Annotated in this window: 13 protein-coding genes; 12 read left to right on the top strand and 1 reads right to left on the bottom strand. The window is 29.3% G+C overall.

The features are described 5' to 3' along the window. The first annotated feature begins 2 nt into the window (after positions 1–2). The 12 genes from Q5F54_RS00810 (at position 3) to rlmD (ending at position 15,011) form a co-directional block, all read left to right on the top strand. Positions 3–716, top strand: coding sequence for a PHP domain-containing protein (locus Q5F54_RS00810; protein ID WP_281537768.1), 714 nt, complete (start codon positions 3–5; stop codon positions 714–716). Between the two features lie 18 nt (positions 717–734). Beyond that, the gene (gene rapZ / locus Q5F54_RS00805) at positions 735–1,592 is read left to right on the top strand and encodes an RNase adapter RapZ (RefSeq protein WP_071119090.1); all 858 of its coding nucleotides are present in this window, start codon (positions 735–737) and stop codon (positions 1,590–1,592) included. A gap of 13 nt (positions 1,593–1,605) precedes the next feature. Further along, the gene (yvcK, locus tag Q5F54_RS00800; RefSeq protein WP_281537767.1) at positions 1,606–2,715 is read left to right on the top strand and encodes a gluconeogenesis factor YvcK family protein; all 1,110 of its coding nucleotides are present in this window, start codon (positions 1,606–1,608) and stop codon (positions 2,713–2,715) included. Positions 2,716–2,780: 65 nt separating this feature from the next. Further along, the gene (locus Q5F54_RS00795) at positions 2,781–3,206 is read left to right on the top strand and encodes an NUDIX hydrolase (protein ID WP_071119092.1); all 426 of its coding nucleotides are present in this window, start codon (positions 2,781–2,783) and stop codon (positions 3,204–3,206) included. A 17-nt stretch (positions 3,207–3,223) separates the two neighbouring features. After that, on the top strand, positions 3,224–4,174 hold the full coding sequence (gene whiA, locus Q5F54_RS00790) for a DNA-binding protein WhiA (protein ID WP_281537766.1): 951 nt from the start codon (positions 3,224–3,226) through the stop codon (positions 4,172–4,174). A gap of 228 nt (positions 4,175–4,402) precedes the next feature. Then, positions 4,403–7,939 carry a DNA polymerase III subunit alpha gene (locus Q5F54_RS00785; RefSeq protein WP_281537765.1) on the top strand — a complete coding sequence of 1,179 codons (3,537 nt, stop codon included), beginning with the start codon at positions 4,403–4,405 and terminating at the stop codon, positions 7,937–7,939. Between the two features lie 207 nt (positions 7,940–8,146). After that, positions 8,147–9,106: a 6-phosphofructokinase gene (gene pfkA, locus Q5F54_RS00780; RefSeq protein ID WP_071119095.1), complete on the top strand. Its 960-nt coding sequence runs from the start codon at positions 8,147–8,149 to the stop codon at positions 9,104–9,106. A gap of 18 nt (positions 9,107–9,124) precedes the next feature. Then, the gene (pyk, locus tag Q5F54_RS00775) at positions 9,125–10,885 is read left to right on the top strand and encodes a pyruvate kinase (protein WP_302333868.1); all 1,761 of its coding nucleotides are present in this window, start codon (positions 9,125–9,127) and stop codon (positions 10,883–10,885) included. A gap of 239 nt (positions 10,886–11,124) precedes the next feature. Continuing rightward, entirely contained in the window at positions 11,125–11,655 is a 531-nt protein-coding gene (locus Q5F54_RS00770) for a hypothetical protein (RefSeq protein ID WP_302333867.1), read from the top strand. Between the two features lie 21 nt (positions 11,656–11,676). After that, entirely contained in the window at positions 11,677–12,696 is a 1,020-nt protein-coding gene (locus Q5F54_RS00765; RefSeq protein WP_302333866.1) for a hypothetical protein, read from the top strand. A gap of 178 nt (positions 12,697–12,874) precedes the next feature. Beyond that, positions 12,875–13,567 carry a hypothetical protein gene (locus tag Q5F54_RS00760; RefSeq protein ID WP_281537811.1) on the top strand — a complete coding sequence of 231 codons (693 nt, stop codon included), beginning with the start codon at positions 12,875–12,877 and terminating at the stop codon, positions 13,565–13,567. 76 nt (positions 13,568–13,643) lie between these two features. Then, on the top strand, positions 13,644–15,011 hold the full coding sequence (rlmD, locus tag Q5F54_RS00755; protein WP_071119099.1) for a 23S rRNA (uracil(1939)-C(5))-methyltransferase RlmD: 1,368 nt from the start codon (positions 13,644–13,646) through the stop codon (positions 15,009–15,011). On the opposite strand, the gene Q5F54_RS13205 is transcribed toward rlmD, so the two are convergent. Then, a complete protein-coding gene (locus Q5F54_RS13205) occupies positions 14,992–15,978 on the bottom strand; it encodes a recombinase family protein (RefSeq protein ID WP_369124049.1) in 987 nt (328 codons plus the stop codon). The two genes, rlmD and Q5F54_RS13205, sit on opposite strands and share 20 nt — an antisense overlap. Positions 15,979–16,171: the final 193 nt, after the last annotated feature.

Genomic DNA, 16,171 nt, shown 5'->3' with positions numbered 1-16,171 from the left:
AAATGCAAATACTAGCAGATTATCATACTCATACTAAATATAGCCATGGGAAAGGAACTATAGAAGAGAATGTATTAGAAGCTATTTCTAAAGGTATTAAAACAATAGGAATATCAGACCATGGATATAAACATTTAGCATATGGAATAAAATTAAATGATATTTATAAGATGAGAGAAGAAATAGATAAATTAAATGAAAAATATTCAAATATAGAAATTCTTCTTGGTATGGAATGTAATATTTTAGATAGTTACGGAAATATAGACATAAATGATAAAATTATTGAAAACTGTGACTATATTATGGCTGGATATCATTTTGCATCTACGCCGACATCTTTAAAAAGTATGTTTAATCATTGTAATAACTACATGATAAAAAATGAAAAATCTAAAGATTACAATACTAAGGCTATAATAAATGCTATGAAAAATAATGACATATTCATAATAACTCATCCTGGAGATAAGGGTGATGTGTATATAGAAGAAATAGCGAAGGTAGCAAAAAATACAGATACAAGATTAGAAATAAATAGTAGTCATGGATTTTTAAATAGTAGTCAATTAGTTAAAATAAAAGGCATAGGAAATAAATTTATCATAGGGTCAGATGCTCATATACCTCAGAATGTAGGTAACTTCGATTTAGCCATGAAAATTGTAAAAGAAGCAAGTGTAGATTTATCATTAATAGAAAATATAAAAATATAGGTGAAAAGGGGGAATATTATGAAATTTGTAATTGTAACAGGACTATCAGGTTCAGGAAAAAGTGAAGCTATGAGAGCTTTAGAAGACATGGGTTTTTACTGTGTAGATAACTTACCTCCTGCCTTAATAACTAAATTTGCAGAGTTATGCTATCAACCTAATTCTAGTATAGATAAGGTTGCTTTAGGTATAGATATAAGAGGAAGAAAGTTCTTTGAAACGCTTTACGAAAGTTTAGCATATTTGGAAAAAGAAAATTATCAATATGAAATACTTTATCTAGATTGTTCAGACGATGTTTTATTAAAAAGATATAAGATGACAAGAAGAAATCATCCATTATCTAAGAATATACAAATACCAGAAGGTATAAAAATGGAAAGAAAGATATTAGAGCCTTTAAGGGAAAAGGCAAGTTGTATAATAGATACAACAAATATGAAGCCTAAAGATTTAAAAGAGGAAATTGGAAAAATATACTCTATAGGTGAGAATAATCCTAAGCTAACAATATCAGTAGTATCTTTTGGATTTAAGCATGGAATACCATCTGACTGTGATCTTGTATTTGATGTTAGATTCTTACCTAATCCATATTATATTGAAGATTTAAGACCTAAGACTGGTGATGATAAAGAAGTTAGAGATTATGTTATGAACTCTAAGATTAGTGAAGAGTTTTATGCAAAACTTACTGATATGATACAGTTTTTAGTTCCTCAATATATTGAGGAAGGAAAACAACATCTAGTAATAGGAATTGGATGTACAGGAGGAAGACACAGATCAGTTACTATATCAAATCTTATATACGATGATTTAGTTAATAGAGGTTATAGAGTGGTTAAAAAGCATAGAGACTCTATGTTAAGATAGTATGGAGGCAAAAATGACAAGTATATTTATGGTCATAGGAATTGTAGGATGGATTGCTTTATTAACATCTATATATGTATATAAGAAGGCGAAAGGTGAAAGATTAAAATCGATTACGATAGATGATAAAGAAAGTACGGATCCTAATGTAGTAGTTATCGGAGGAGGAACGGGTCAATCTGTTTTTTTAAGAGGATTGAAAAAGAGAACTCGTAATATAACTGCAATTGTTACTGTTGCAGATGATGGTGGAGGATCTGGTGTACTTAGGGAAGACTTGGGTATGTTACCTCCTGGAGATATAAGAAACTGCTTACTAGCTTTAGCTAATATAGAACCAACTATGAAAGAAGTTATGCAATATAGATTTACAGAAGGTGCTTTAAAAGGTCAGAGTTTTGGGAATTTATTTTTAGCTGCTATGAATGGATTATACGGAAACTTTGAAGTTGCATTATATAAAATGAGTCAAATATTTGCCATAACAGGAAAAGTTCTACCAGTAACTTTAAATGATATAAACTTGATAGCAAAGCTAAAAAATGGGAAAATAGTAAAAGGTGAATCTAGAATACCAAAAGAGGTTAAAGATGACAAAACCTATATAGAAAGAGTATATTTAGATGAACAAGATGCAGTACCTTTAGATGAGGTAATTAACTCTATAGAAAATGCTGATATAATTATTATGGGTCCAGGAAGTTTATATACGAGCATAATACCGAATTTATTAGTAAATGGAGTGGTTGATGCAATTGAAAAATCTAAAGCTCCTAAAGTGTATATATGTAATATAATGACTCAACCAGGAGAAACAGATGACCATAATGTTTTAGATCATGTCAATGCTATAGTAAAGCATACCAATAAAAATATAATAGATTATGTAATATCTAATAATGAAGTTTTGCCTAAAGAAATGATTGATAGATATCAAAAAGATGGTGCAAAACAAGTTATATTAGATGATAAACAAAGAAAAATATTAAAAACTATGGGAGCAAAAACTATAGAAGAAAATCTAATTGAAATAAAAAATAATTATATTAGACACGATGCAGGTCATATTTCAGATATAGTAATTAATTTGGCACTACGTCATGATAATGACAAAGATAAGTAAAAAAGGATTTTAAAGATTTATGTAGAAATCCTTATTATTATGTTAGTTTTAAGGAGTGAACATCTATGAGAGAAGAGGTTAGTGCCGGTGGTGTAGTGCTTTTTGGCAATGCTATACTTTTACTTAGAAAATTCAATGGAGATTGGGTTTTACCAAAGGGAAAGGTAGAAGAAGGAGAGAATAGACAAGAAGCAGCACTTAGAGAAGTACTAGAGGAAACAGGAGTAAAAGCAGATATATTAAAGTACTTAGGAGAAATTCATTACACATTTAAAGAAAACTGGGATGAAAATAGAGCTGTTCATAAAACGGTTTTTTGGTACTTAATGCAAGCAAGAAATATGAATACAGTTCCACAAAAAGAAGAAGGATTCATTGATGCTAAATTTATACACTTAGATAGAGTTGTTGATTTGGCTAGATATGATGACGAAAAAGAAATAATAAAAGTAGCCTTGCAAGAAATAAAAAAAAGGCTAAAAAAGAACTAGTAAAATAGGTGATAGATATGTCTTTTTCAGCTGAAACTAAAAATGAATTAGCAAGGGTTATATCTAATGATGATTATTGTAATATGACTGAATTAGCTGCAATAGTTAGATTAGCAGGAAGTATACAGATTGCAGGTTATAGAAAATTGAATTTAAAGATTACTACAGAATTAAATTCTGTAGCAAGAAAAGTATTTAAATTACTTAAACAAAATTTTGGTATAAATACTACTATATCTGTAAATAAGAATCAAATGTTAAAAAGAAATAATAGTTATGTTCTTATAGTAACAAGTGAAATGGGATCAGAAAATTTATTAAGAGAGCTTGGAATATTAGAACCAGGGGATGGATTTTATACTGTAAATAAAGTTCCTGAAAACTTATTACAAAATGAAGAGTGTATAAGGTCATTTATAAGAGGCGCATTCATAGGAGGCGGGTCTATAAGTGATCCTGGAAAAAACTATCATATGGAATTTGTAACTAATAATGAGGATTTTGCTAAATCTTTAAAAGATTTAATAAATAAATTAGGATTCAACTGTAAGGTTGTTTCAAGAAAAAATAACTTTGTAGTATACTTAAAAGAAAGTGAACAAATATCAGATTTACTTAGTATAATAGGAGCACACAATGCCCTTTTAAGCCTACAAAATACGAAAATAGTAAAGGCTATGAGAAATAATGTAAATCGTATAGTTAATTGTGAAACTGCAAATCTTTCAAAAACTGTAAATGCATCTGTTAGACAGATAGAAAATATAAAGCTTATCCAAGATACGATAGGTATAAGTAGTCTACCAGAAAATTTACAAGAGATAGCTAGAATTAGGTTAGAGTGTGAAGACATGACCCTAAAGGAATTAGGAGAAATGTTAGAACATCCAATAGGAAAATCTGGAGTTAACCATAGACTAAGGAAAATAGAAGAAATAGCGAATGACTTAAGAAGTAAGCAAGAATAAATAAAAAGGGGATATATTTTGATATATCTCCTTTTATTTTGGGTAATTACACTTTAACTAACTAATTAGATTAAGATTATTTAATCATATAATCAATAAAATATATTAATCATATTTGATTGGTATATTAATATCATATCGATAGTAATATGATGTATTTTATTGATACATCGCTCAAGATAAATAAATTTTATGGTAAAATTAAAGAATAATCTAGGAGGTGATAGGATGAGTAAAGATTTTGCACATCTTCATGTTCATACTGAATATAGCTTACTAGACGGTTTTTCTAGAGTAAAGAACCTTATAAGTAGAGCAAAAGAATTAAATATGAGTTCTGTTGCCATAACAGACCATGGATGTATGTTTGGTGTAATAGATTTCTATAAAGAAGCTAAAAAACAAGGAATAAAACCAATTATAGGTTGTGAAGTATATACAGCTCCACGTAGCTTGAGAGATAAAGATCCTAACTATGATAAAAGACAAGGACACTTAATTCTTCTAGCTAAAAATATGGATGGATATAAAAACTTAATTAAAATGGTATCTACTTCATATGTAGAAGGATTTTATTATAAGCCTAGAGTAGATATAGATGAGTTAAAAAAATATAGTGATGGAATAATAGCACTATCTGCTTGTTTAGCAGGAGATATTTCTCAGGCTTTAATGGATAGGAATTATGAAAAGGCTAAAAATATAGCATTACAATATAGAGATATATTTGGAGAAGGGAATTTTTATTTAGAAATACAGGATCACGGTTTACCAGAACAAAAGGAAGTCAATGCAGCTTTAGTAAAATTATCTAAGGAAATTAATATACCATTAGTTGCAACTAATGATATACATTATGTAAATAAAGAAGACTCTAAAATACATGATGTACTAATGTGTATACAAATGGGAAAAACAGTGAATGACCCAAATAGAATGCGATTTGGTAGTGATGAGTTTTATTTAAAATCAAGAGAAGAAATGGAAGAATTATTTCCATATGCACCAGAGGCTATAGATAACACAGTTAAGATAGCTGAAATGTGTAATATAGAATTTGATTTTAATACAATACATCTTCCTAAATATGATGTACCAGAAGGATATACTCCAGATACTTATCTAAGAGAATTATGTTTTAAAGGTCTTGAAGAAAGATATGATAATCCAAGCCAAGAAATTATAGATAGACTTAACTACGAGTTAGGTGTAATTGAGAAGATGGGTTATGTAGAATATTTCTTAATAACTTGGGATTTTATAAACTTCTCAAAAGAAAATAATATAATGGTTGGTCCTGGAAGAGGTAGTGCTGCAGGTTCTATAGTTGCATACACATTAAAGATAACGGATATAGACCCTATAAAATATTCTCTTCTATTTGAGCGTTTCCTTAATCCTGAGCGTGTATCTATGCCAGATATAGATATAGACTTCTGTTATGAAAGAAGAGAAGAAGTTATAGATTATGTTAAAAGAAAATATGGAGAAGACCATGTTGCTCAGATAATAACATTTGGAACAATGGGAGCAAAAGCGGCTATAAGAGATGTAGGAAGAGTTTTAGACATACCATATAATAAAGTTGATAAAATAGCAAAGGAAATACCTTTTGCACTTGGTATGACTATTGATAAGGCACTAGAAACTAATCCAACACTAAGAGATTTATATCAACAAGATAGAGAAACTAGAGAAGTTATAGATATATCAAAGAGAATAGAAGGTATGTTAAGACATGCATCTACTCATGCAGCAGGTGTAGTTATATCTAAAAATCCAGTAGATGAATATGTTCCACTTTATAAACATCAAGATGCTATAACAACTCAATTTACAATGACTACACTAGAAGAACTTGGTCTGCTAAAGATGGATTTCTTAGGACTTAGAACGCTTACAGTAATAAGAGATGCACTTAACTTAATAGAAAAGAATCATAATAGAAAAATAGATTTTTCAAAGATGGATTATGATGACCCCAAGGTATTTGAACTTTTATCTTCAGGAAATACATTAGGTGTATTCCAGTTAGAAAGTGCTGGTATGAGGGTATTCATGAAACAATTAAAGCCAGATAATTTTGAAGATATAGTAGCGGGAATATCTTTATATAGACCAGGTCCTATGGATTCCATACCAACTTACATTGAAAATAAAACTAATCCACAAAATGTAACATACTTACATGAAAAGCTAAAACCTATCATGGAAGTTACCTATGGATGTTTAGTTTATCAAGAACAAGTTATGCAAGTTGTTAGAGAATTAGGCGGATATACTTATGGACGTAGTGACTTAGTTAGAAGAGCTATGGGTAAGAAAAAAATGGACGTAATGGAAGAGGAAAGAAGATACTTCGTTTACGGAAAAGAAGATGAGAATGGAAATATAGAGATAGCTGGGTGTATAAGAAATGGTGTACCAGAAGATATAGCTAATCAGATATTTGATGATATGATAGACTTTGCAAAGTATGCATTTAATAAATCGCATGCTGCGGCATACGGTGTTTTATCGTATCAAACAGCATATTTAAAAGCATATTATCCAGTTGAATTTATGGCTGCTTTAATAACTAGTGTAATGGGAAATACAGATAAGGTTGTAGAATATATAAGAGAATGTAATGCATTAGGTATAGAAGTATTAAAGCCAGATATAAATAAAAGTTTTTCTAAATTCTCGGTTGAAGGAAATAATATAAGATTTGGACTAGCAGCAGTTAAAAATGTTGGTGTAAATATTATAGAAAATATAATTAATGAAAGAAATCTTAATGGTGAATTTGTAGATTTCTCAGATTTAGCTAAAAGATTAGATTCAAAAGATACTAATAAGAGAGTTATAGAAAGTTTAATTAAATGTGGTGCTTTTGATGAAATAAGTGAAAATAGAGCAAGTCTAATGGCTGGATATGAAAATGTCTTAGATAGTATATCTATGGATAGAAAGAAAAATGTACAAGGTCAAATATCATTATTTGATGTTTTTGGAGCTAGTGAAGAAAATAACTTACAAGAGACTAATACAATACCTAAATTACCTGAATATCAAGAAAGAGAAAAACTTAGTTTAGAAAAAGAGGTTTTAGGAATGTATGTAAGTGGACATCCACTATCAGAGTTCAAGGAAATTTTAACTAAGAATACATCGATAGATAATGGAAAATTAAATTCCTTAAAAGAAGATGAAGAATCATACTTAAGTTTAGATGAAAGAGATGTAATAATGGGCGGTATGATAGCAAATAAAACTATAAAAACTACGAAACGTAATGATATAATGGCATTTTTAGACTTAGAAGACTTGTATGGAAATATAGAAGTTATAGTATTCCCTCAAACCTTAAAAAAATATAACCAAATTCTAAATGAAGATAGTATAATCTTTATAAGAGGAGTATTAAATATAAAAGAAGGGGAAGAACCTAAGATTGTAGCAAGAGATATTGTAGATATAGATAATGTATATCAACTAAATAGAGGAATATATGATTCAAAAAAACATATTAATAATACAGAAAACCATAGAAAAAACTCGAAAAATGGTTTATATTTAAAAGTAGATTCATATAATAATTTAAATATGATGGAGAATATATCTAATATATTAAAGAGATATCCAGGAGAAGAAAATATATTTTTATATGCAGAGGATACTAAAAAATTATATAAATATAATGGATTTAGTGTAACTATTTCTGATAGATTAATTACTGAATTAAATAATATACTTCCAAAAGAAAATATAAAGATAAGATAGTTAATAAATATAAAAAAATTAGGATATTAAAATAAAAATTTTATTATATAATATTAATATAAAAAAATTGGAAAAATTATGTTATAATATCATAAAATGGACATTTTAGTAGACCTAATTTTTTTACTCATAATGGGATAAAAAAACATAATAGGGACTAAAAATGTCCCTAAGGGTGTTAATATAGAGAATATAGGAGGTAAAGCCATGAAAACTATAGGAATATTGACAAGTGGAGGAGATGCTCCAGGAATGAATGCAGCTATAAGAGCTGTTGTTAGGTCAGCAATATACTATGGATGTAAGGTTTATGGTATCAACAGAGGATATAAAGGATTAATAGAAGAAGATATACAAGAAATGAATCTATCTTCTGTTGGAGATATTATACATAGAGGTGGAACAATATTAAAATCTTCTAGATGTGAAGAATTCAAAACTGAAGAAGGAAGAGCAATAGGAGTAAAAGTTCTTAAAAAGTATGGTATTGATTGTCTAGTTGTTATAGGTGGAGATGGATCATTTAATGGTGCTCAGAAACTTAGTGATCTAGGATTTCCAGCTATAGGTATTCCAGGAACTATTGATAATGATTTAGCTTATACTGATTATACTATAGGATTTGATACAACTCAAAATACAATAATAGATGCTATAGGTAAAATAAGAGACACATCTTCTTCTCATGAAAGGGTTAACATAATAGAAGTAATGGGAAGACACTGTGGAGACTTAGCTTTATATGCAGGTCTTGCAGGGGGGGCAGAAACTGTAATAGTTCCAGAAGTAGACTTTAAAGTAGAAGATGTATGTAATAAATTAAAGACTACTCAAAAAAGAGGAAAAAGACACAGTATAATAGTTTTAGCTGAAGGTGTTGGAAATGCTCAAGACTTAGGAAAAGAAATAATAAAAGAGACAGGAGCAGACTTAAGGGTAACTGTACTTGGACATGTCCAAAGAGGTGGTAGCCCAACAGCATTTGATAGAATATTAGCAAGTAGAATGGGAGTAAGAGCAGTAGAGCTATTATTAGATGGTAAAGCTGCTAGAGTAGTAGGTATAAGAGACAATAAAATCATAGACATGGACATACATGAAGCTTTATCAATGACTAAAGAATTTGATAAGGATACTTATGAGATGGTAAAAATACTATCTATATAATTTAGGAGGAATAGATATATGTTAAAAAACACTAAGAGGACTAAAATAGTTTGTACATTAGGACCTGCATCAGAGAAGGAAGAAGTATTAACTGCATTAATTGAAAATGGATTAAATGTAACTAGAATGAATTTCTCTCATGGTTCACATGAAGAACATAAAGGAAGAATGGATTTAGTAAAGAAGGTTAGAGAAAAGTTAAATAAGCCAGTGGCTCTATTACTAGACACAAAAGGACCAGAAATAAGAACTGGGAATTTTGATCAACCAGAAGTACTATTAGAAGAAGGTCAAAAATTCACTATAACAATGAAAGATGTTATAGGAACAAAAGAAATATGTACAGTAAGTTATAAAGGACTTGCAAATGATGTAGTTGCTGGGGATACTATATTAATAGATGACGGATTAGTTGGTCTTAGAGTTGAAGAAGTAAATGGTGATGACATACTTTGTATAGTTGAAAACTCAGGAATAGTTAAAAACCACAAAGGTGTAAACGTACCAGGAGTAAAAATAAACTTACCAGCATTAACTGATAAGGATATAAGTGATATAGAATTTGGTATATCTCAAGGAATAGATTTTATAGCTGCATCTTTCGTTAGAAAAGTTTCTGACGTATTAGCTATAAGAGAAGTTTTAGAAAGAAACAATGCAACAGATATACAAATAATATCTAAGATAGAAAACCAAGAAGGTGTAGACAACTTAGATGATATAATAGCTGTATCTGATGGTATAATGGTTGCTAGAGGGGACCTTGGAGTTGAAATACCAACAGAAGAAATACCTGTAGTTCAAAAAATGATGATAGCAAAATGTAATAAAGCAGGAAAGCCAGTAATAACAGCTACTCAAATGTTAGATTCTATGATGAGAAATCCTAGACCAACAAGAGCAGAAGTTACAGACGTTGCAAATGCTATATACGATGGAACAGATGCAATAATGCTATCAGGAGAAACTGCTGCTGGTAAATATCCAGTAGAAGCAGTAAAAATTATGGCTACTATAGCAAAGAGAACTGAAGAAACTTTAAATTATGATAACTTATTAGAAAAGAATTCTAGAAATAACGAAACTGTTACAGATGCTATAAGTCATGCTACTTGTACAACAGCAGTTAATTTAAATGCTTCAGCTATAATAACTTCAACTTCATCAGGACATACTGCTAGAATGGTATCTAAGTGCAGACCTAAGTGTCCAATAATAGCTACTACAAATGATGAGAAGGTAATGAGAAGACTTGCTCTTACTTGGGGTGTTTATCCAGTTAAAGCTGAAGTAGCAGGAAATACAGATGAGGTTATAGAAAACTCTATAGAAACATCTAAAAATGCAGGATACATAAATAATGGTGAATTAGTAGTTATAACTGCTGGAGTTCCAGTTGGAATAAGCGGAACTACAAACCTAATAAAAGTTCATGTTATAAGTGAAGAAATAGTAAAAGGTATAGGTGTAGGATCTAAAACTGTAGAAGGTAAAGTTCGTATTATAAAAGGTAACGAAGATTGTGTAGAATTTAATGAAGGTGATATATTAGTTACAACTATGACTGATATAGAAATGAATCCTTATATAGAAAAGTGTGCAGCTATAATAACTGAAGAAGGTGGAATGACATCTCATGCAGCTATAGTAGGTATAAGCTTAAATAAACCAGTTATAGTATCTGCAACAAATATATTAGAATCTGTTAAAGATGGAGAAATAGTAACTGTAGATGCATCTAGAGGAGTAATATACAGAGGATCTACAAGAGTTTTATAAGAAATACAAACATAAATTAAAATTTTAGAAAATTTTAATTTATATTAAAAAATATTGAAAAACAATATAATATTGTGATACTATTCTTTTAAGAATATTAAGTTAGCCACTAAGTTTATCAAATAAACATAGTGGCTATTTTATAAGATATAATTTTCAGAAAATTCTATCTAGATTGAAAATTGAAGCAATAAATATGTTAAAAATAGTATACATATAAAATAAAGGGGGAATACAAAATGGATGAAAGTAGAGGGAATTGGGGATCGAAAGTAGGTCTTATACTAGCAATGGCAGGTAACGCTGTTGGCCTTGGGAACTTTTGGAGATTTCCATATGTAGCTGCTTCAAATGGTGGAGGAGCATTTATGATACCATATTTCTTTGCATTAATAGTGATAGGTATGCCGTTAATGATGGTTGAATGGAGTATAGGGAGATATGGAGGAAAATATGGACATGGAACTATGGGTCCAATAATGTATTTGCAAGCAAAACAGGCTATGACTCCTAAAAAAGCAATTATAGTAGGTTCTTTATCTGGTATGATAGCATTTGGTGTTACTATATTAGTTAACTCTTATTATAATCAACTTATAGGATGGTCATTGGGATATGGATTTAATTCTTTAACTGGTGGTTATATGGATTCAAGTATATCAACAGGAGAATTTTTTGCATCTTACATACAAAATCCATCAAATTTAATATTTTGGATAATATCATTATTAGTATTAGCTTTTGCAGTAATGAAGGGAATAGAGAAGTGAATAGAGTCTTGGGCAAAGATTATGATGCCTGTTTTATATGCATTTGGAATCATATTATGTATTAGATCATTAACTTTAGGAGCACCAGTAAATCCAGATTGGAGTTCATTAAAAGGGTTAAACTTTATATGGAATCCAGATTTTAGTCAATTATCTTGGGGATCAGCAATAGCAGCGTCTGGTCAAATATTCTTTACATTGTCTTTAGGTATGGGGATAATTCAAAATTATGCATCTTATCTTAAACCAGATGAAGATATAATAACTGCTTCAGTAGCAACAATATCATTAAATGAATTTGCAGAAGTTATATTAGGTGGTACAGCAGTTATACCTATAGCATATGCATTTTTAGGTGAAGAAGGTATAAAAGGAAGTATAGGTCTTGCTTATATGGCATTGCCTAACGTATTTAGAACTATGACAGGTGGAGGTATATTTGGAGCAGTTTGGTTCTTATTATTATTCTTTGCGGGTATAACATCTGCAATAGCGATGTATAACTATTTAGTTGCATTATTAGAAGAAGATGCAGGTATAAATAGAAAAAAAGGTGCTTGGATAGTATTCTTTGGATATATAATAGTAGGTCTTCCTGTTGCGTTAGAGCCAATACTAACAAAAACAGCAGAGTTAATATACTTTACAGAAGTTGATAATTGGATAGGTAACTATTTATTAATAGTATTAGGATTAATAGAAATAGTTATAATTGGGTGGTGTGTAAAAGATAGAGCACTTGAAGAAATGAATAAAGGTGGTTTATGGAAGGTTCCAAAGTGGTACTTTAGACTATTCCATCAATTCTTGACTCCTATAACAATAATAACATTTTTAATATTCTTTACATTAGATTATGCTAAAGCTGGAAACTTTAATTTGGTACCATCTTACGTTGCCAATATGCCAAGTCTAGTTATATGGGTTAATCTAGGTAGAATAGCCGTTATAGGTGTTTTAATAGTAGGATATATTCAATCATATAAGGCAATTAAAAATAAATATAAATATGAAATAGATGGTATTGTTGAATTTTCATAAAAGGGGGGCGATGTAATGACTAGTGCAGCATGGATGTTCTTGGGTTGTATATGGACTACTATATTTGTGACTATAGGTATTTCTATGAGAAAGATAGTTAAAAATCAATAGAATATAAATATACATTAATGAAGAGTTTTATATAATGTGAATATAAACTGATAAGGGGACAATAGGAATGAAAGGAAAATTAGCTGCAGCTAATATAACTCAGATAATAAATGAGTTAAAAAAAATAAGTAGTTTAAATAAAATAAAGAAAGATAAATATATAAGTAAGCTAGAAGAATTACATAAGTTATATATTAATATAGAAATCGATGAAAAATTTAAAATACAATATAATCGAATGAATGCAAAAGGGAAAGAAGTTATAAAAGAATTAAAATCGACTAAGGAAAAAAATAAAATAGAGTCAGTAATAGAAGTTTACACAAGATATTTAACAGCATCATTATGTGACTTTCAAGGAAAAACTATAAACCTTAGAAAGTATATAACTAGCTTTTTATTTTGTGCAATGCTATTTTTAGCTTTAACTCCTCAATTCTTTGGATTCTTTTTACCTATATTATTTTTTATACCGATATATATAGGATTAAAGGGAGTTAAACAAAGAACGATGACAGGGTTTTACATGACCATGAGTGTAATACCAGTTGCATTTATGACTGCTGTAACATGGATAAGATATGGTATAAATGTAAAGCAAGATTATGTAGCTTCATTAAAAATGATAGTTGATAGTGGAATATCTCAAAATTTAGCAGAAATTCTTATAGTGACAGGTCCAGTACTTGGGTGTGTGCTATTTATATTTGCATCAATACAATTATATCAAGGGATTAAAACTAAAGATTTATTTATATAAGGGCTTTAAAAGCTCTTATTTTTTTGGTAAAATAAAATATTGGATTTAAAAAAATAAATGTACGGAGGACTAACCTATGTTATCAAAAAATAAAGAGTATGTTGTAGATATAGTTGATATAGGTCAAGGTGGAGTAGGAATAGGAAAATATGAAGGTTTTACTGTTTTTGTAGAGGGCGGATTAATACAAGATAAAGTAAAAGTAAGAATAAACAAGTCTAAAAAGAACTATGCAGTAGGAGATATAGTTGAAATAATTGAAAAATCACCATTTAGAGTTGATAGAATCTGTAGTGATGATTTAAAAGACTGCGGTGGATGTCAAATACAAGAGTTAGATTACAATAAGCAACTTGAGTTAAAAACAAATGAGGTTAAGCAAGTTATATCTAGAATAGGAAAATTAGAAAATGTTGAAATACATGAAACGATAGGTATGCAAAGTCCTTGTAGATATAGAAATAAGGCTCAATTTCCAATACAAAATATAAATGGTTCAACTGCTATAGGTTTTTACAAAAAGAAGAGCCATGATGTTATACCTACTGATATGTGCGTAATACAACATGATATAAATGATAAAATAATAAAGATAATAAAAACTTATATTCAAGCTTATAATGTAAGTATTTATAATGAAACTACTCATACAGGAGTTTTAAGACACTTAGTGACAAAGGTTGGTTTTACAACTAATGAGGTAATGGTAGTTTTAGTTGCTAATGGAACTAATTTACCACATCTAAATGAGTTAGCTTCTGTATTAAAAGAAAATATACTAGGATTTAAGACTTTAGTTCTTAATGTTAATAAAGCTAAAACTAATGTAATATTAGGAAAAGAAAATAAAGTTATATATGGAAATGGAAAGATAAATGACTACATCGGAGATTTAGTATTTGAAATATCTCCATTATCATTCTTCCAAGTTAATCCTGTTCAAACTGAAGTTTTATATAATAAAGCATTAGAATATGCAGAGTTAAAGGAAAATGATACTGTATTTGATATATACTGTGGAATAGGATCAATATCTCTATTTTTAGCACAAAAAGCTACTAAGGTATATGGTATTGAAATAGTTGAAGATGCTATAAAAGACGCTAAAATTAATGCTAAATTAAACAACTTAAATAATGTGGAATTCTATGTTGGAAAAGCTGAAGAAGTCGTTCCTAAAATGTACAGTGAAGGAAAAACTGCAAATGTAGTTGTAGTAGACCCTCCTAGAAAAGGATGCGATGAAAAGGTATTAGATACGATAGTATCAATGAAACCAGATAGAGTAGTGTATGTTTCATGTAATCCATCTACTTTAGCTAGAGATTTAGCATACTTAGATGAAAGAGGGTATAAGTGTGTAGAAATACAACCTGTAGATATGTTCCCTCACACAATGCACGTTGAATGCTGTGCGAAGATAGTTAAGAAGTCTGATTTATAAAATCAGATAAACATATAGATGATTCCGAGAATCGGTAATAGATTCTCGGAGTACCATCTTCAGACACTTCAATTTTATCTATTAATCGATTTACTACATCGGGTGTTAAATCATTTATATTAGAAGCTATACTTTTAAAATAGCACATACCACTACTTAGGTTAGAATTTAAATTAGTACTCATAGTACTTTCAAGCAACAGTTTTTCACTTTTTAATTCATTTAGTTCTGAGTTAATACTTTCTACAAGATTATCGTAATCATCTTTACTGATACAATCATCGATGAATTTATTAAGAGCATTATTTTTCCTTGTAGTTAGCTTTGAAATTTTAGTTTCTATGCTATCTAATTTATTTTTACTAGATTTAGATTCTTTATTTAAATTTGAACTAATATTATCTAAAAATGATTTATTAGATATAGTGGTTAAGATAAAATCTATATCAGATAGAATTATATCTTTCAGATTTTGTTCACGTATTATATGAGAGCTACAAGCTTTAATACCATGCTTATTGAAGCTACCACAGATATATCCTTTTCTATTCTTTTTAAAATGCATACCATGACTACAATCTGCACATATAAGAATATTACTAAATATATGAGTACTTTGAGCAGGTCTTTTTCTTCTACGAGAAGATATTAGTTGTTGAACTGCATTAAACTCATCCTTAGAGATTATAGCTTCATGGGTATTTTCAATAATAATTAAATCTTCATTAGAAGCAGTATTTCTTTTAGTAGAAGTAACACTTTTAGTTGTAGTCCTTCCTTGAACTAAATTACCTATAAAATGAGGATTTTCTAGAATACATCTTACAGATGAGCCATTCCATTTAGATGAGGCACTTTTAATACAAGCAACTTGACTAGGAGTAGGTATATCATCATTGTAAAGATTTCTAGCTATAGCATCAAAACCTATACCACTTAGATATTCTCTAAATATTCTTCGTACAATACTAGGTGTGAAATCATCTTTTACAAATAATTTCCCATTCTCACAGTAATAAGCTTTAAGAATGAACTACATGAAAAGTATTATAAATATAGACTTGGTAAAATAAATGAAGATGATAAATATATTTGTTCTGCATACTATAGTAGTCGAACTTAAAAAAGTTCGTAAATAGATTCTTCAAGGCTCTTGTTAT

It is taken from the genome of uncultured Romboutsia sp. (assembly GCF_958366745.1).
Lineage (GTDB): Bacteria > Bacillota > Clostridia > Peptostreptococcales > Peptostreptococcaceae > Romboutsia > Romboutsia timonensis.
This window is presented reverse-complemented; position numbering and strand designations above follow the sequence as displayed.